Source organism: Elusimicrobiota bacterium (genome assembly GCA_016721625.1).
GTDB lineage: Bacteria > Elusimicrobiota > Elusimicrobia > FEN-1173 > FEN-1173 > JADKHR01.
Window position 1 is genome coordinate 899,547 of sequence record JADKHR010000001.1, and the last position, 17,520, is coordinate 917,066.

The 17,520-nt window shown below is 54.9% G+C and carries 14 protein-coding genes; 1 reads left to right on the forward strand and 13 read right to left on the reverse strand.

Annotated elements, in window-relative coordinates; genetic code table 11:
- Nucleotides 1-40: 40 nt before the first annotated feature.
- From IPP35_03910 to IPP35_03940, 7 genes are all read right to left on the reverse strand, one after another.
- On the reverse strand, nt 41-1,189 hold the full coding sequence (locus tag IPP35_03910; GenBank protein ID MBL0058254.1) for a glycosyltransferase family 4 protein: 1,149 nt from the start codon (nt 1,187-1,189) through the stop codon (nt 41-43).
- Nucleotides 1,190-1,246: 57 nt separating this feature from the next.
- A complete protein-coding gene (locus IPP35_03915) occupies nt 1,247-2,593 on the reverse strand; it encodes a tail fiber protein (protein MBL0058255.1) in 1,347 nt (448 codons plus the stop codon).
- A 162-nt stretch (nt 2,594-2,755) separates the two neighbouring features.
- Entirely contained in the window at nt 2,756-3,169 is a 414-nt protein-coding gene (locus IPP35_03920) for an SEC-C domain-containing protein (GenBank protein MBL0058256.1), read from the reverse strand.
- Nucleotides 3,170-3,225: 56 nt separating this feature from the next.
- Nucleotides 3,226-3,738, reverse strand: a complete 513-nt coding sequence (locus IPP35_03925; GenBank protein MBL0058257.1) for a hypothetical protein — start codon at nt 3,736-3,738, stop codon at nt 3,226-3,228.
- Between the two features lie 199 nt (nt 3,739-3,937).
- Nucleotides 3,938-4,939: a transposase gene (locus IPP35_03930; protein ID MBL0058258.1), complete on the reverse strand. Its 1,002-nt coding sequence runs from the start codon at nt 4,937-4,939 to the stop codon at nt 3,938-3,940.
- A gap of 46 nt (nt 4,940-4,985) precedes the next feature.
- Nucleotides 4,986-5,510: a hypothetical protein gene (locus IPP35_03935; protein ID MBL0058259.1), complete on the reverse strand. Its 525-nt coding sequence runs from the start codon at nt 5,508-5,510 to the stop codon at nt 4,986-4,988.
- Entirely contained in the window at nt 5,483-11,833 is a 6,351-nt protein-coding gene (locus IPP35_03940; protein ID MBL0058260.1) for a hypothetical protein, read from the reverse strand. The genes IPP35_03935 and IPP35_03940 overlap by 28 nt, the downstream gene beginning before the upstream one ends.
- Before the next feature lie 366 nt (nt 11,834-12,199).
- Here IPP35_03940 and IPP35_03945 point away from each other — a divergent pair, with 366 nt between their 5' ends.
- Nucleotides 12,200-13,366 (forward strand): site-specific DNA-methyltransferase, encoded by a 1,167-nt coding sequence (locus tag IPP35_03945; GenBank protein MBL0058261.1) that lies wholly within the window; start codon nt 12,200-12,202, stop codon nt 13,364-13,366.
- Here the strand turns inward: IPP35_03945 and IPP35_03950 are convergent.
- From IPP35_03950 to IPP35_03975, 6 genes are all read right to left on the reverse strand, one after another.
- Nucleotides 13,348-13,959, reverse strand: a complete 612-nt coding sequence (locus tag IPP35_03950) for a hypothetical protein (GenBank protein ID MBL0058262.1) — start codon at nt 13,957-13,959, stop codon at nt 13,348-13,350. The genes IPP35_03945 and IPP35_03950 overlap by 19 nt on opposite strands.
- A 199-nt stretch (nt 13,960-14,158) precedes the next feature.
- Nucleotides 14,159-15,403, reverse strand: a complete 1,245-nt coding sequence (locus tag IPP35_03955) for a tyrosine-type recombinase/integrase (GenBank protein ID MBL0058263.1) — start codon at nt 15,401-15,403, stop codon at nt 14,159-14,161.
- On the reverse strand, nt 15,400-16,248 hold the full coding sequence (locus tag IPP35_03960) for a hypothetical protein (GenBank protein MBL0058264.1): 849 nt from the start codon (nt 16,246-16,248) through the stop codon (nt 15,400-15,402). Before IPP35_03960 ends, IPP35_03955 begins: the two co-directional genes overlap by 4 nt.
- Before the next feature lie 61 nt (nt 16,249-16,309).
- Nucleotides 16,310-16,726: a site-specific DNA-methyltransferase gene (locus IPP35_03965; protein MBL0058265.1), complete on the reverse strand. Its 417-nt coding sequence runs from the start codon at nt 16,724-16,726 to the stop codon at nt 16,310-16,312.
- Nucleotides 16,727-16,736: 10 nt separating this feature from the next.
- Complete coding sequence (locus tag IPP35_03970) at nt 16,737-17,051, reverse strand: site-specific DNA-methyltransferase (GenBank protein ID MBL0058266.1); 315 nt, start codon at nt 17,049-17,051, stop codon at nt 16,737-16,739.
- 3 nt (nt 17,052-17,054) lie between these two features.
- Entirely contained in the window at nt 17,055-17,348 is a 294-nt protein-coding gene (locus tag IPP35_03975) for a hypothetical protein (protein ID MBL0058267.1), read from the reverse strand.
- Nucleotides 17,349-17,520: the final 172 nt, after the last annotated feature.

Below are 17,520 nucleotides of genomic sequence, written 5' to 3' on the forward strand. Positions count from 1 at the left end.
CTCCTGCTGGCGGGAGAGGGGGAGGGACCTCCCCACCCGATTATTTTTTTGGGCTTTCCCCTTGGAGAGATCCGACCTCTTCATACAAGTCCCGGTATTGGCGATAGATCGCCTCCCAGGAAAATCCCTCGGCCGCTTTTCGATTTTCTTCCCCCATTCGCCGACGCAGGGATTCATTGGAGAGCATGATGTCGATCAACTGCGCCAGCTGGTCCGCGTTCCCTGGATCATTCAGAACCCCCGTCGCTTTGTTGTCCACGGAAATGATTTCACTGGTTCCAACGGTGCGTGAAACCACCAGAGGAAGCCCGGAAGCCATGGCTTCCAGACAAGCCAACGGAGATTCATCATACCACGCCGGATAAACCATCAAGTCACACCCCGGCAGAACTGTGCCGATATCGTCCAATCGGCCAAGAAAGTAACTTCGATCTTCCAGCTCCCTGGGCCACGGAAATTGATCTTTGCGCGCGCCCACAAACAACATCCGCCAGTCGTCACGGTGCTGAAGTTTCAGCAAAGCCTGGCCCATGGTTTTCATGTTCCGCTTTTCAAAATCGCCCCCGGCCGCGAAAACAAGCCAACGGGCGCCCGTCGGAATCCCCAACTGACGGTTCAGCCGACTTCGAATTTCTTCCCGCGAATGCTTGCGGAACCGTTGGGGGTCCACCCCCGGATAGATGATTCGGAACTTGGAGGAGTCGAAGTTCGGGAGCAAATCCAATATATCCTGACGCATTTGTTTGGAGACCAGCACGAGCATTCGAAGACCGGGATCCAAAAAAGCCCGCTTCTTAACGTAAACGGCGGTCCCATCGGGCTGGCGCCCCGGAAGGTGTTTCGAGTAATTCCAATCCACGTTTCCCAGGGTGAAGATGTGTTGCCGGTAACTATCCCCGAACCCATGAATCACTCCGCCGCCCCGGGCCAACTTTTCCGCCCGCCGGGAGGCCAAGTCGGCAAAAAACCGAAACCGAGTCCATTCCCCCACAAAAGGAGGCAATTGAAATACGCGCTGTTTCTGGATCCCAGAATTCTCCATCCCCGCCGGAAATCGTCGAGCCACCAAGTGAACGTCGTGCCCTTCCGCCAAAGCCCTCTGCCCCAATTCCCAAGCAATTCGCGACTGCCCGCCCAACAGCGTGCAGTTTCGGCAAACATAGATCAGTCGCATCGATTTAAGGTCCATGGATTTCCTGGAAAGAGTCGCGTAATCACTTTGGCTCATTTTTGTTTAGAAGTTAAGTCAGTATTTAATGATGTAGTTAAGAGCCAAGGAGGGCGGCATGTTGTTGTGGGGCTGGTCTTGGCCCTCCGGCCCGATCGGCCTGGAAGTCGATATATCAGGTTCTGTCCCCGCCCCATCAACATTATCGATAGATGCTGTCGTATTTAGACCTGTATGGCGTAGAAGCTGGAAAAATCCTCCCCCAGGATTGTGGTCGTGACTCGGCATTTCGCCCTTGGTCAATATGTGGGTTTCTTCCCCAAGCGTTTGAGCGAGTGTCCGATTGGTCAGGCCAGCGCCCAACCCTGTTCCGATGGCGGTCCTCCCGCGCATATCGGGAACCTTAAAGGTGCTTACGCCATCGCCCCCATACGTCGAGCCCAAGGCCTGGCGCAATTCATTCAAATCCGGCCGTGACGCTATCGCGTAGAGCGTCCCGTCACACGCCAGCCACCCCTGGGGGGTCACGATCCCAGCAAAGGGAACGACGGTCCCCACCGGGACCAAAAACCCGGAAACGTCTTTTATTCGAGAGTTCACGGTCAACGGCCCCTTGGCGGAGATGGCTCCGTCCCCGCGAACCGTAACAGAGGTGGAAAGCGCCGTGTCATAGACTTCTAAAACGTTGATCGACCCGGCGGGCACCGAGGGGTTCGGTTTGATGGCCAAGGGAACAACATCGGCCGTGGCCTGAATGGTCTGGGCGGTGGATGTGGATCGAACCACCGCCGTCCCCACAACCTGCGTGGGTTGCAGGCCGCCGATGGGATCGGATCCGCCCGCCAGGTGGGACCCCTGGTGTGCCACCGGAGCCGAAAGGATGGTCCCGTAGACCTTGGCCGAATCGATCTTGTCCAGGTGTCCCGCCACCGTGCTCTGCCACACCGTCATGGGGCTGGCCGTTCCCGGGAGCATGATCTTCGCCGCTGAAATTGTCGATACATTCACGTCCGTCACCGCTCCGCTCTGGATCGCCGCCGCGTTCACCCCCCCCGTCGCCACTTTCTTGGCCAGAAAGGCATAGGGGCTCACGTTAATTTTTTCCCGGGGCGTCAACACCTCGCCCCCCACCTGCACCTCCAGCTCCGGCGCCGCCCGTTCCCAATCGTAACTGGGCGGCATATTTAACAGTACCGAAAACTCCCCCGTGGCCGCCAGCGTCACCAAACTTGAAAAAACGATCTGAGGGGATTCCACCCCATTGGCGTCGATGAGGGTAACCGTGATGTTTTGCGACGAGCTCACCGCCGCCCCCGACCGCGACAACCGCCCCTGATACACCACCTTATCAGGCACCCCCGCGTAAATCCCCACCCCTGAGAAAAGCGCCACCAGAACCACCACCCAAAACCGTTTTCCACCCATCGATCCTCCTCTTCGCCGTTGACCCCCGTCGCTTTTGAAATGAATCAGAACGCTCTAACCGCCCTTGCTAAGGAACCCGATCCGCACAATGGGGACAATCGGCCTCATCGGTTTCCCATTATACCCCATCTTCCGAAGCGTCTGAATTTCATTTAAGGGTCCCTAAATTCCACAACATTTCTTCTGTTTCCGCCCGGACCCGCAAAGGCAAGGGTCGTTCCTGTTCAATTGCCCGCCAACGGCCTTCATCTGCTGGAAAATTTTCTCTTGGCGCTCCAACCAGGAGAGGGCGCCATTAATTCTCTGCCAGACGGGTAGGAATTTCTCGGCGTAGGACTGGGCCTCGGATTCTCCTCCCATGGAGATGTGTTCTGGAATTTCCTCCGGCAGAGCGGACCTGCCGAGGAGGTAGTCGGTCACATAAGGGTTGTATTCCATCGCCTTACGCAACGGCTCCTTGGCGGCGAGGCTGTCTCCGACCTTTTGAAAAGTCAGCAAGGGGGCGGTGAAGGCCCACTCCGCTGAACAATCGTAGGGGTATTTCTTCAGGAGGGTCGCCATGGCGTCGTATTCCATTCGTTCTCCATGGCGGGCCAGTAAAACGCACCGGATTCCCTGGTTGTCCCCGGGATTTAAATCCAGCATTTCATAATAAAGGGCGAACCCCTTGGTTGGCTCCCCGGTTTCGAAACACATCTCCGCTTGTCCAGCCATTGAGCGCATGAACGGGCGCGTTTGATGCATGCCCCAAAAATGACCTTTGTTTTCTTTAAAAAGTTTTCCCCCAAGGCCCGTCTTCCCGCTTCGACACCTTGCGAATAAAATTGGAGGGCTTCGGCCGGCGACTGGGCGGATTCTTCCGCCAAGAGGTTGTAGGCATCCGCGCAATCAGCCGACATTTTGAGCGCCTTCCGGGCCAGGGCGATGCGCTTCTTCGCCGTCGGCTCCTCCCAAGCCTCATAAATCAGAAACTGCGCCCGATCCAAGGGAGTCTTCCCCTCTTCCACCTCGAGGTCATCCAAACTTCGCCCTGTAATCGAATCGATGTATTTTTTCATCTCAAGCTCAGAAGAGAATTCCCTCTGAGCCAGATGATGAAACAACTTTTCCGTTGGACCTTTCCCGGCATTTCGAATGATTTTCATTTTATAATCCTATTTAAGTTCTCTGGCGATGATCCCCCCATGCCGATTTCAAATCCGTTTCGACGTCTTAAGCCAATCAACGAAAGATCTCCGCGTTCGGTATAAGAGTTTAGGTAACTCTTCCAACACCTGCTTTTTCCATTTCGCGATCTGCATCGGGTTAATCCCACGGGTATAGGGGACGTCTTTAACCAATTAACTAAAGTTTTCCTTTCAGCCTGCTGGTTTCCCAAAACTCCGCTCCGCGGGTCAGAGCTTTGCTCGCCCCGGGGTCCGACATGCGCGTCAGTTTCGCCATTTCACGAACGGCTTTCCCTAAATGCTCCACCCCCAGATAGATCAACAGGGCTTTTCCACGCGACACCGATTCCCGCCGCCCTCGCTCAAAAAGACTTTTCACAGGGATCCCCGCCTCCTTCGCGATCTCCTCCGCCATCGTTTCAATCCTCACGCCCCGTTGCCGATACCCCGCCAGTCGTTTGTCCCCACCTTCCACATCTTTCAGAACGGTTTCCACAAAACCTCCACCACCCAAAACCCGCTCGTCATAGGCTTCCCTCTCCGACAGAGACCGCCCTCGGGCCGCCCACAACCCTCCGGCACTCCGAATCAGCCCTCCCCCCATTAAATCCGGCCGCCTTCCAGCCTTTATCCCTTCCCCCACAAATCGCTCATACAGTCGACGCGCCGTTGCCTCTTTCTTTGAAAATCGCCCCAGAACCTCCTCCGTTGCCTGCCACGGGCGTTTCCGAGTTCCCATCACCACAGAATGGCCGCTATACGGATACGATTTAAGAGCCCCGAGGTCCTTCACAACCTTCCCCCTCAGCGGGTTTAAATGGATATACCTTACCAGCTCGAGCAAATACGGTTCTTCTTCACACACAATGGATTTATATCGGTTTTGAAATAGGTGCCCTGCCCGCCGATGCCGTCGGTTGAAGGACACAGCGTATCCCGTCATCACCCTCTGCATCAAAGAACTGATCCCTTTCCCACCCGCCCTCACCAACAGGTGAAAGTGGTTTGGCATCAGAGCCCACCCCAACACCTGCCCGGGACACCGTTCCAATCCCTTCGCCAGCCGCTCCAAAAAGTCCTCGTAGTCTCCCGCTCCAACAAAAATTGCCCGCCGCTCAATTCCTCGAGCCATGATGTGATACAGAAAACCTGGAACATTGACTCGCGCTTGGCGGGGCATACAATAACGATACAACTCCCCCACCCGATCGTCAATAGTTACTTAGTTAAAGACGTCCCCTATGATGACTTATTTCCCCTTTCACCGGTTCGACATATTTTGGGTTAAACTTTGGCACATTCGGATAAAAGGTCATTTCCGCCAACCACGTTACCTCCATTTCCTTCCCTTGGAACGGGCCGTCACTCGTAATCACTGCCATGTAATCAATCCCCGAATCTTCGAACGTTTTCCAACGTGTCACCTTCACAATCCGGAAAGTGCTCCCTTGCGGAAGAACCCCAAGAATTTGTCGATCATAATATTCAAAAGGTAATCTGGGTGGAAGATCCTTTTGATTTGGCAAACCTGTGGTCCCAAAAACATCCAAATGAATATGCCCTTTCGATTCTGAAAAAGAGAAGGCAACTGTATCTGTTTTCGTAATAAACTCATTTCCAACCATTCCCTTGTAAATCGGGTCTGTGGAAACGTCAGTTGTCTTGGACATGCAACCGATCGACAAAGCAAAGAAGCCTAAGATAGTGATCAATCTTGGAATCCTCATTTCAAACCTCGTTCCTTCGCCCAAACATCCACTTCCTGCCGATAGAATTCTTTGAAGCTGTGCCTATTCCCATCAGCGTTCTGATTGATTCGTGTCCATGCTATATCAATTTTTCGCGACCATTCCGAAAAAACCAGCCAATTGGAGACCCGAATATTATTCCCAAAAATAAAGACAGGGTCTCCCTCGTTTCGAACGTTCTTGGCATCAGCCAGCCCCATTGTATTCGCGCTAACGTAAGTCTCCGAACCCAAACCCAGATAATGAACATTGCTTCGCTCCTCTTTTGTTAGCAACTCAAGGGCCACATTGCTGATCGCCGTTCCTTGGCTGTGGGCAATAAGATAAACCTCGCCCTTTTCCTGAATCCCTCGTCGGAGCGCTGTAGCCGTTTGCACGGCTGGGGTATCAATAACCCCCAGAAACTCGTGAGCCGCCACCTGTAGAATATCCCCTACGTAGGGACCATGCGAATTATTAACAATTGCCACAGACGTTTGGATTCCTAACGAAGTGTTGATTGCCCTATTCATTTTTCTTCCACCAACTTCGGAAGTAAACACGCCGTTAACCGTTACAACCGCTGGGCCCTTCGTGTCAAATTGAAATGCCGCCTGGTTATCAAAGGCGTCGCCACTGAATACGCTGGCCACAATGCCAATGGCGAGCTTGTTCGCGGTCACGGGATGGGCGCGGGTTATCTCTTGGAAAGACACTGATACGTTCTTCGCGTAGGGTTTCGCAATGGCACCTGCTCTCTCTTGCGCCATGGTCCAACCGGCTTGCGCCTTGTCAACGGAATATTCCTTGGCGTTTTTTACCAATTCCACCGTGGCCGAGCCGATTGTTCGCACATCGTCCCGGTAGGAAATGGCGGTCTCGTGAACCTTCGATGCCGCGCTTCGCGTCACATCCTCGGTCCAATTCACCGCTGTGTTGGCTCCATTTATTGCGGCGTCCTTACCGACCGTGAAAGCTTGAGCGGTTTGCGTTACCCATAGATGTGTGGTGGTCTTGGCTCGGTCCGCGGTCTGCACGACCAGGCTTTTCGTTTCATTCCAAATGGTCTCTACCCTGGACCTCACGGCAGTGTAGGATCCTTTTACCCTCGCACCCGTTCGCGTCCAGAATCCTAATTGTGAATCAACGTCGTGGTCCTCATCTGCCAATGGGGAAATGTCGATCTGTGTCGATTGAACCGGCACGGGTGGAACAACGACAGGGCCCTCTCCGGACTGGACGTTGCCGTCGCCCAGCATCGTGGCCATGGCAACCACCATACCCCCAACGACCACGGACCCTTTGGACGGCCCAGTGGGGTTCCCTTTTCCACTACTGGAATCCTTGGGAGCATGTGAATCTCTGGCGCCGAAATCTAAAATGGGCGGGGTGCCGGGTTTTTCTAAGGCCCTACGGCCATCCGCCATGGCCTCCAATGACGGGGCGCGGGCGGGGAGGGGTTTCTCCTCCGCCTTCGCTCCTACGGTTCGGGAGTGGGGGACGACATCCTTATCCCTCCCGTCAGGACGGACGATCCGGTATCGGCTTGTCCGGGAATCCCCCAAGTCCTCTGCAGACGCCGCCCCAAAGCTTTTCGCACCGGGCCGCTCCGGCGCCAGGGAAATGTCAACATTTCCACGCCGCTCAGAGCCACGCTCCCACGCCGCGTTCACGATGAGTTTGGCTTCTTTTAACAAATTGGTCGCTCGTATACCCCCTCGATGCTCGGATGCGCCCGCCGGAAGCAACAATCGGCTATATAGTGGATCCCACCCTTCGGGGGTATCAGCGCTATCAAAGGCCTCCGCCATCCTTTCTAGGCGGAGCGCTTCTGCATAAGCTGCTCCAGCTTCGTTACGATATCGTTGTACTCTTTCATTCCGTCTACGTAATTCTGTTCCAGTGTCCCGTACTTCTGTTCCAGTGTCCCGTACTTCTGTTCCAGCTCTTTCAAATCCTGCCCCGCCTGCCCGAGCGCGTTGTAGAAGTACTCCAAGATCTTCGACTTGGGCCAGCTGACTATTTCGTCCGGCGTTGGCATTCAATCCTCCCTTTGACAACAGATTTTCAAGCAGGCGGGGGTTGGTCGGTTGTTTTCCGTCACCAATCGCTTTGTACAAACTCCCATTATGCTCAAGCATTCCCGCTGGCGTCTTCGTTTCAAGTTTTGTGTAGAGCCGCCCATTGTATTCCGTCTTCCCCTTGGGTATTTTGCCACCCGCTGACATCACCGATTCAATCCTCTTTTCCAGATTAAGCCGCATTTCATTCCTTTGTCCCCGCGCGGACATCTCTTCGTTAATCGCCAGCTTCAATTTTTCTTCCGCCTGACCCTTTAGCCGACTCGCCTGCCTTTGAAGAACTCGGGCGACGAAATTCCCGGCGATCATGAACCCCACTTCTTTCCCATCATCAATTTGCAAACGGGTCCAGCCCAATGCCTTACCGCCCAATTCTACACCACCCTCGACAGCAACAACAATTCCCGTTGTAATGCCTAAGGCTTGCGCAAACTCTTTTCCACTCCCCAAAGTAAACGAACGAGCCGACTCACCCACCGCACCCCTTACGCTCGGGTTCACAAAGGCGCCCGCCTTCGTTGTCGCCGATGCCGCTCCCGCAAACAGGAGAATCCCAGACCCCAGACCAACCCAACTTCCCCATTTTTGCGCTTCTTCCTTCTCCATCCCGAAATTTTCGGCCATGTTGGTTGTGTGATGCTCAACCACGACCGCTGTCACGGCTCCTAACCGAACAACAGGCACTATCCAATTTAATACTTCCAAGACCCCGCGTCCCACCAGCCCAGGCCCAACACTAAGCACCCGCACCCATGTCGGTCGGTCGTAAAGTTCCGCTGTTTTGTCATACCCCCATTTCGCAATGCGGAACACGTTGAAGGCTTGGGTAAGTTTGGCGTCCATATCCCCATTCGCTGTCAGCGTGTCAAGATCCTCAGTTAAATCCACCCCCTTCGCTAACATCTTTTCCATCACAAACCCCGGCCATTTCATCAGGCGTAATCCCAATTTCTGATCGGAAGGGGCCGCAATGGCGTTTCGAGCTTCTCGTTCCGCCAACGCAAAGTCAACGCCACGTTCAACAACGCTTTTTGCCCATTCTGCTTTTGAACTCAGAACGGCGTGGGGTTCGCTAAAACCGCTCTTCACGATGTCCCGGATCCCCACACGGAACAGACCTACCCCTTTACTCGCAACAACTTGCAACTCCATACGAATCTTTCCACTTTCCGTGAGCGCCCCTTCAACCTGCTTCAGAAATGTTTCAGCTTTTGCCAACCGTTCCACTCCGCGTTCCAGACGCTCAACACGCGACGTCCAACCTCCAAAATCCATTCGCACACTCTCCAGCAGCGACGCCATTTCCCATTGCCCCCCCTCCGCTAAATCCACCCAACTTTCAGCATTAGCAAGGTTTCTTTCCGCTTCAAGTTGACTCGCTTTCATCGCTCGCGTCGCGTTTTCATTCGAATTAACAACTCCTATTCTTTCAAATGCCGTGGCGGTCCGGGCCTCCAACGCTTTCACCGCGCCAACGTCAGACAAAGCGCCATTCGCATTCTCTCGTATTCGGCCAGCGATTGATGTTGCGCTCTCGATCTTCTCCCCATTCGCAACAAATAGATCACCACCCCGCTCCAACAAAACCGCGGCCGACACCCCCCCAACGCTCAATGCGCGAACAAAGGAGTATTCCAATCCTTCCTCCGTTGTCCAGGTTCCTGATCCGCCGACGTAAGCCATCCTCATCCCGATGCTATGGGTATTCACGCTCTGCGCCGATAACGTGACCACGCCACCATTTAACCCCATCGATTTGCCAGGCAAATCAAGCCACCCATTTCCATCCCCGCTAAGTCGATATACCCCGCCGGGAACTTCCATCGCCCCCACTTTCTCAAGGGGCAGACGCATTGATTCGACTTTCCCAACACCACCCCTCAGCGTGATGATTCCGCTCAGAACAGTTACGCCCCTAACTGTTAATCCCTCGCTAAGAACAATCTTTCCGTGCTCAAGTCTCCCGATTATCCCATCTTTGCCTGGGATCACCTCGATCTCTTCGCCATTCGCGGTTTGAAGTGATACGGCCTTCACCCCCGCGCGTGAATACAATTCCCCATGCTTCAGCGTATACCCCTGGGCACTACGGCCGCTCACGAAATCGGCGACCTTTTCATATACGCTCGCAATGAAGCTCTTGATTGCCCCACCCAGCCCACCGACAGCGCTGGCGATAGATTGGATTAAGCCAGAGTTCGGTTCTTCCAACTGAACCACTCCGATATCTTTTGCAACACGATCAGAAGGACTCACCACTTCGCCGTCCCACATTCCCAGCGCGTCGCTCGCGCTCGCGTAGAGCGCACCGACAAGGTAACCCTGAACCTTCAGCGGGTGCAGGCCCATCGGTAAAGGCAACACCCCAGGGCTTTTCCGAAAAAGCGGCTCTAAGGAGTCATAGAGCGATTGCCGTTTCTTCTCTTTTACCGTTTGAGCCCCCGGCACCAGCTTTTCACCTTTCTGTCGCGTTAGATTCGAAATCGGCGCATCGCCCAGCCTCCGGACACCCGGGCTCAGGATCGAAATTTTTGGATCATTTTCTCCCTCTCCCACCAGAACAGGATGTAACGACCTCTCCAGCACTGACTGAGGATTCCCTGTGAGGAAAGGGCTTCCGAAAGTTTCCGAAAGGTCAAAGGGAAACAGACTCCCAAGCGAAGGGAACAGACTTAAGGACGGGGGTAGCGACCTTATCCCCCGGTTCTCGCCCGTTCCCGAAATATCGTTTAACCCCATCCCCAACCCCGCGATGGCTCTCACAGGTGAGGCTAACCCATCCAGCAATCCTCTCATGAAGGCTCTCACCGTCATTTTCGGAGCCGGGAGAGATGCCATGGCCTGGCGATATTCCTGTAAAGTTATGTTTATCCCTTGAGCCCGTAGTTTTTGGACAGCGCGAATTTCTTGAACCTCACGGAATTTTTTCTCACCCAGCGCCATGACGCCACCCGCAAACTCGGCAACAGCTTGGTTAATCAGCCCTCGGTTAAGTCGATTTTCATCCAAACCCCCGCTACCGTCATTGCTCTTCGAATACATCTGAACGCCGTAAGTTTTCAGAGCCGAAGAGGCCGCCCCTTGGCCTCCGCTACCCGCCCCCGTCAAAAAGCTACCAAGGGTCAACCACGTGGTCCCCTGTTTCTGATCCCCGTAAGTCAAACCAAGGGTACTAACGAGAGACCCCGCGATCGTTAGCGCTCCTTGCGTGTAAGTCGGTATTTCACCCGTATCCGAAAACCCCACGCCACGGTTCAGGAGGCCCGTCGTGACCGCCAGCGCGCCCACGGTCCATAACGTCTTCCCGTTCGCGCCACCCGCGCTCGCCGCCGCCATCTGGCCGCCCACCTGAATAGACAATAAAGTGTACCGCGCGACGTCGGAAAGGACTTTTATCTGCTCTCCCGTTTTTGCCACCACTGCCATCGTCGTCCAGGTTCCCCCCACGGCAGTGCTATTCATCCACGCCCCCGCGCCCGCTACCGCCACGCTCGCCACGCTGCTATAGAACCCCATCGCGTTTTGCTTGGCTTCCGCACGATCGTGGTTTTCACCGAACATCCCAAGGTCGTGCGTGCTGATCCCTCGCCGCGCCGTCGCATACAGAGCCGTCGCCGCGGCGATGCACGCCGCCGCCAACGCCTGCGTGCCGGGAATAATCGCTAATACCACCCCCAACACCACCGCGCCCACTGCCATCACAATATCTTGGGCTTGCATCAGCTTATCCCCGTAGTTCTTGCCCTGCTGGTAGCTCTCTTCCGCCAACGTCGTCGTGTGAGCTTTCGTCGCCTCTTCATCCAGCGTGCCGTCGGCTTTGTATTGGTTTTGCGTCACCGTGTGGCTTGTGGAATGGATCACCTGCCCCCCCAACGACCCGGATGCCACATACGCCGCCAGCGGCGGACATACCAGAAAAACTAAGTTTAAGAGCGGGAACGATTGGAACGCCTTCGACAATGATTTGGCGAGCCCATGTCCGCCTTTTTCCACTGTCGCCTTGCTCTGGGTGTATCGTTCCACGTCCAGCGCGCGGCCGGCGCTGTCGAAACTCTTTACCCGCGCGTCCGTCTGTGTCCACACCTTGTTTCGGTCGTTCCGTTGGCTGGTGGTGATCGTGTGCACCTGCCGGCCGAAACCATCGTATTCCAGCACCTGGACGTCGCTTTCCGTCGTCACCGACTCCGTGGCGCTTTTCTTCGCGTTCTTTCGCTTCAGGCCTTTTTGGACTTGCTTAACGTAATCGTATTTCTCCACCTGGGTCACGCTTTGGTGGTAGCTGGTGACTCTCCCAAGGCTGTCGTATCGGATGTCGTTCCGCAGGGGGGTATTCCACAGGGCAAAAGGCAATGGAGAAAAAGGGGCCGCGTGGACGGCGGAGAGGGGAGACAGGAGGATGAAAAAGAAGTAATTTACCGTCAGAAATAAGGCAAAGGACCGGCTAGGGAGGGAGCTTCGTTGGGGGCGGTCTCTCACGAGCAGATTTTACCAAAAGAGCCGATTTTGGTGGGGATTCTTACGACAAACTTTTACGACAGAATCGTCGCATGATGCCATACGGTTTGAGGCGACAATCTGGACTGAAATCTTTTAACTTGACGAATGACGTCTAGACGTCATAGAATTACCAGTATGTCAACCATAGTTCAGCCTCGATTTAAACGCCGGCCAGGGGAGGTCCGAGATATCGTCATTGACGTTTTGGCTTCAAAACCACGAGGAGCTCGGCTCTTCGAAATTGAAAGTGGCGTGGCCGAAGTCCTTCCAGGTATCGGATCATCGAGCGTTCGATCCTACTTAAGGCTAAACACACCAAATCTTTTCGTCAGGGACGCACGCGGTCACTACCGTCTGCGGGAAACAGCGTCATTACTTTATCTCACTTCAACAGAAACCAAGCCCGCCTGGCCACAATACTCAACGGGCAAGGCGACAATGTATCATGCCGAATGCATGGAATGGCTACGAATTCAACCAGCCGATTCCATCCATGCCGTTGTCACTGACCCACCATACAGTCTGTTTGAATACTCATCAGAACAACAAGAAAAACTCAGAAACGGGAAGGGCGGAGTTTGGCGAATTCCCCCTTCGTTTGACGGGGCAAAAAGATCACCCCTTCCAAGGTTTACGATCTTATCCAATCAAGACCTTTCAACTCTGGGGAATTTTTTCTATGAATGGGGGCGACTTCTTCTGAGAATTATTGTCCCGGGCGCTAATGTGGTAGTGGCCAACAATCCGCTTCTCTCATACATAGTTTCCTCTGCTCTCGCAAAATCAGGATTGGAGCGACGAGGCGAAATTGTTCGCCTTGTTATGACTATGCGAGGCGGGGATCGCCCAAAAGATGCTCACGAAGAGTTTCCAGATATCAGCGTCATGCCTCGATCAATGTGGGAACCTTGGCTCCTTTTCCGAAAGCCACTGGAAGGTCGCGTGCAGGATAATTTGCGGAAATGGAAGACAGGCGGATTTAGGAGACCTTCAAACGAAAAACCGTTCGGGGATGTGATTGTGTCGTCCCCGACCCACAAATCAGAACGCGACATTGCTCCTCACCCAAGCCTTAAACCCCAAAACTTTCTCAGAAAACTAGTCCGTGGTGTTCTTCCGCTCGGGCAAGGAATTATTCTGGACCCCTTTGCGGGTTCGGGATCAACACTAGCCGCCGCCAACGCCAATGGCTACGAGAGCGTCGGAATTGAAAAAGATGAGCACTACTTTGAAATTGCAAAACTTGCTATCAAAAAGCTTTCACAAATTAATACCAAAGGGGCTCAGCCCGACAATTTATAAACCCAGTTTTTCCGAAGCTTCTCAATCCCCTCCCTGTGTAGAGTTGCAGTCCGGGTTCCAAGTTCTCCCCGAGAGTTCTTTCTAAAATCCTCCGTTGTTACGTGTCCCAAGTAAACTTCGGTAAAAGTCATCGGAGCTCTTTCACGAGCAGGTTCAGTCTCAACGTCGACATCATAAACGAACACACACATCCATTGGTTCCGAGCCCCATGTGTGTCCACAGCTCCACCGGCTTTTCTTGTCGTCTTGATTTCAACCCCATCCGTTCCGGCTTTCGCCATATTTTTTGGATATACACCCTTGACCACAAGGTCAGGGTGGCCATTGAAGTAAACGTTCACCGTCAATGTTCTGGAATGTTTGGCCATGCTAGAGGTAAGCATATCCGACAAAACTCCAGACATTATCGCGGGTCGAAGTATGTCATCCAACCGTTCCAAACCGCGAACCGTTAAGCCTTGGTTGACGTCGTGAAAAAAATCATAGACATCCTGCATTGCCAATTCGAAGTCCTTCAGCCGCAACTCAAACGGCAAACGGACTTTTTTGTTGAATGAGTTTGCATCAACCAGGTTCCTTTTGACTACGGCCATCTCCTACCCCCTTTCACCGTGACCTTTCGATCTTCCCAGCCTATTTCGTTGCGTTTATGATTGTATCGTTTAAGAAAGAGGGCCGCGCGGATAATTTTGATATTTGATTGCGAAATAGCAGGACATCTGTGGGGCATCTTTCAATAGGGATATCCCCACTCAAAAGTCCACAAAAGGGAGGCTTGCATCGAACTTCGACTCAAACAACTTTCAAATGCCCCTGCAACGGTAAGGGCAAATTTTCCGGCAGGTCGAAGTTGCCCTGTAGGATTTCTCCGCCTTGGGCCATGTCTTTGTTCTGGGGGGCGACGTAGATTTGGGTGGTTTCAAGGCTTCGGTGGCCGAGCCATTTGGATACCGTGGCAAGATCGACCCCCTGCATGAGCATCGTCCGGGCTCCTGTCCGCCGGAGATCGTGGAAACGGAAATCCTTCAACTCGCAGACCTTCACCAGCTCGGGGAAGCGGGAGTTGAAGTTCGTGAAGTCGAAGATTTTTTCCCCGGGCGCGGTGTCGATCAAGTAACGGGTGACCTTGTTGATCGGGAGCCGGTAGGCCTTCTGGGTCTTTTGTTGGATTCCATAGAGCATCCCGGTCGTCTCGTCAACGTTGGATTTGCCGAGCCGCTTCAAGTCAATCTTTCTCAGCGTGGTGTTCAAGGCCCCCAGGATAATCCTCTGAAGGGCGGGATTCGCCTTTTCCATCAGGAGCCGGAACTCCTCTTGGTTGAGGACCCTGGTGCGGTTTAAATGCCGGTCGTCCTCCTTTTTCACCATGGACCCCGGGTTGGCGTCGGGCAGGATCACGGGCCGGATCACGTTCTTCGCCTTCCATTTCTTGAGGCAGTGAAAGATTTGGGTGAGGAGCGAATGCTCGTGGTTGACCGTCCGCAAGGAAAGAACCTTCTTTCGCGCGGCGCGGTAGTTTTCCACGTCCAGGTAGTTGATCTCATGAACGTATTTCTGGCCGAAGAAGGCCCGGAGTTGGTCCAGGGAATACTTGATGGTCCGGGCGGACCGAAGCCTCGTGGCGTGGTGGTCCCAAAACAGGTCCACGGCCTCGTCAAAGAGGATCACGCGCTCCTTGGGCGCGTTCTTAGCTCCCAAGACCCCATCGCGTATTTCACGTTTAAGGCGGGTCAAGAGCTCCACCGCCCGGTCCAACACCCCCGGCCCCTCCCGGAGATGCCCCACGCACTTGCAGACCTGTTTCCCTTTGGGCCATAGGCGGACGAAGATATACCCCCGGTCCTCCACGACTCCGCGCGGGACCTTTCGCCCCAGGATTTTCTTTTTCTCCGCTTGGATGGTCACAGACCGACGACGATAACGTCGCGGGGACTCCCCCGTCAAGTCGGATTTCAGGCCCCCGGTGACGTTCCGCAGGACTTCCCGCGTGATTTCAGCGACAAACTCCTTGGTTTCCGGGGTGATGGCGGCGGTCATGCTCCGCCCAAGGACCGTTGGGATGCGGGAGTTTCCAGGGATGGGGCCTTGGACTCCACCCCAGGGTTGCCGCCCTCGGGGTAAATTTCCCTTGCCAAGGCCGCGAGCCGCTTCAGGTATGAAAACCGGAAATCCTTGACCCCGGCCTTCTGTAACGCCACGGGCCATTGGACCCGGAACACCCCGTAACCCATCCACAATGCCCCCAGGAGGTCATGCAGTCTCCTCCCTGTCCTGATCCCCGCAAGGATGACCTCCCGCAGTTCGGGCGAAGCGGATTCCAGAATCGTTTTCAGCTGTTCTCGGGTCAACCGGCGGCCCTTGTCGGCCTCCTTGAGCCAAGGGATGGTCACCACCTGGGCCGGATTCCTTGCCGGGAGCGCGAGTGGCGCGATTTGCCCAGCCAAAATCCACTTCATGAGCGCTTCATACATGCGGCGGATGAAAATGTGCTCACTGTTCACCGTGCTCTGGGACATGACCGCCTCCCGTGCTTGGCGGTAATTCAGGATATCTTCGGGTGTAAGGGTGTCCAGGAACCGCTGGCCGAAATGCCGTTCCACCGGGGCGAGGTAGGCGGCGATCTTCTTCCGGTAGGGGTGCACGGTGGGCGCGGCGGTATACCGGTCGAAAAAAAGGCGAACACCTTCGGACACGGTGGCTCTCCGAGCGGGTTTTGCCAGCAATTTTTGGGCTCTCAGGTCTTGGCGCAACTGTTTCAGGGCTCTCACGGCCGCACGGAAAGAGTTTCCATACTCCGCCCGCCCGAAACACTTCTGGATTTGTTTTCCCCGGAAATAGACCCGGTAGTAGACCAGCCCCCGGTCCACCAAAATTCCCCGCATCCTGGGTGCTTCTTTGAATTTCCACATGGCGCGACGACGATAGCGTCGAATTCTCCCCCCGTCAAGAATCCGGCCGGGACCCGGCGGATGGGTCCAGACCCTCCGAAAGACCTTTCGGTCTCTCTTTCAACGGGAGGACCCCCTGGGCCAATCGGCCCATGGCCAACCCGCAAAACCCCTCGTCAATCTCAATCCCGATCGCCCTTCGGCCCAGGTCCATGGCCGCCCGTAGAGTCGTCCCCGACCCCGCGAAGGGGTCCAAAATCACGCCCCCGCCCGGGCACCGGCTGGCCAGGTCGGAGACCACCGCCAAGGGTTTGACCGTCGGATGGCCCTCCACCCCCTCTTTCCCCACACGGTTCACCACGTAACAATCGTGTTGGAAGGGTCTCCGTTCCGCTAGGACAGGACGATCTCCCTTTACAAACCACAGGATAACCTCAGACTTGGAAATCCACCCGTGGTGAGGGTAAGCCATGTCGCCGGGTTTACATCCAGAATAGCCGCCGAACCGGCAATCCCACCTTGGCCGCCACTTTGACGGCCTCCCAAGGGGATGTGAATACGAACATCGAGCCGCCCTCTTTCAACACCTCCCAGGCCTGCCGCAACGCCGGAGCCACAGCGTGGAGGTAATCCTTGCCGTCCGTGGCGAACCGCTTCATTCCGTAGGGCGGGTCCGTCAACACCATGTCCACGCTCTCCCGAGCTAGCGCCGGGAGGATGTCCCGGCAATCACCCAGATAAAGGGTAATCCCCTCCCTGGAATAGAGCGGCGCGATGGCGGACGGCCTTTCGCCCATGGGTCAGGCCCGCTTCCCTTTCTTCTCTGAAACCCGAATAATTTCACGGATCGACACCCGTCTCCAGCCCCGGCCGAACCGGGTAAACTTGATTTCCCGAGCTGATATCTTCCCCCTCTTTATCCATTGGCGGATAGTTTCGTAATGGACCCCAATCAACCGAGCGGCTCTCCCCAGGGGATAAACCGGCAATTCCAAGAGATGCTCCCGAAGCGCATACAGCCGCCCGGTCCGTCTGCCCCGCACCAACGGCAAATACCTGGCCCGCCCAAACCGCCACAGAGTCTTTTTTGACACACCCAACATTTGGGCCCCCTTTCTTAAACTGAACCAATCCCTCCTTGGAGTCTGCCCCGCTTTTCTGGTGATGTTCCTTTGGAAGTTGGTCATGGTTATTCTTCCTTACCCCGCCGATTCACAGCACCCCCCAACAGCATAAAAACCTCCTTATCCATTATTTGACCACCTC

What these genes read in the sequence shown, in the direction of transcription:
- IPP35_03955 (MBL0058263.1), bottom strand. Translation starts at nt 15,403, where the DNA reads ATGACCGCCGCCATCACCCCGGAAACCAAGGAGTTTGTCGCTGAAATC.
- IPP35_03945 (MBL0058261.1), top strand. Translation starts at nt 12,200, where the DNA reads ATGTCAACCATAGTTCAGCCTCGATTTAAACGCCGGCCAGGGGAGGTC.
- IPP35_03915 (MBL0058255.1), bottom strand. Translation starts at nt 2,593, where the DNA reads ATGGGTGGAAAACGGTTTTGGGTGGTGGTTCTGGTGGCGCTTTTCTCA.
- IPP35_03920 (MBL0058256.1), bottom strand. Translation starts at nt 3,169, where the DNA reads ATGGAATACGACGCCATGGCGACCCTCCTGAAGAAATACCCCTACGAT.
- IPP35_03930 (MBL0058258.1), bottom strand. Translation starts at nt 4,939, where the DNA reads ATGCCCCGCCAAGCGCGAGTCAATGTTCCAGGTTTTCTGTATCACATC.
- IPP35_03910 (MBL0058254.1), bottom strand. Translation starts at nt 1,189, where the DNA reads ATGGACCTTAAATCGATGCGACTGATCTATGTTTGCCGAAACTGCACG.
- IPP35_03965 (MBL0058265.1), bottom strand. Translation starts at nt 16,726, where the DNA reads ATGGCTTACCCTCACCACGGGTGGATTTCCAAGTCTGAGGTTATCCTG.
- IPP35_03950 (MBL0058262.1), bottom strand. Translation starts at nt 13,959, where the DNA reads ATGGCCGTAGTCAAAAGGAACCTGGTTGATGCAAACTCATTCAACAAA.
- IPP35_03925 (MBL0058257.1), bottom strand. Translation starts at nt 3,738, where the DNA reads ATGAAAATCATTCGAAATGCCGGGAAAGGTCCAACGGAAAAGTTGTTT.
- IPP35_03960 (MBL0058264.1), bottom strand. Translation starts at nt 16,248, where the DNA reads ATGCGGGGAATTTTGGTGGACCGGGGGCTGGTCTACTACCGGGTCTAT.
- IPP35_03970 (MBL0058266.1), bottom strand. Translation starts at nt 17,051, where the DNA reads ATGGGCGAAAGGCCGTCCGCCATCGCGCCGCTCTATTCCAGGGAGGGG.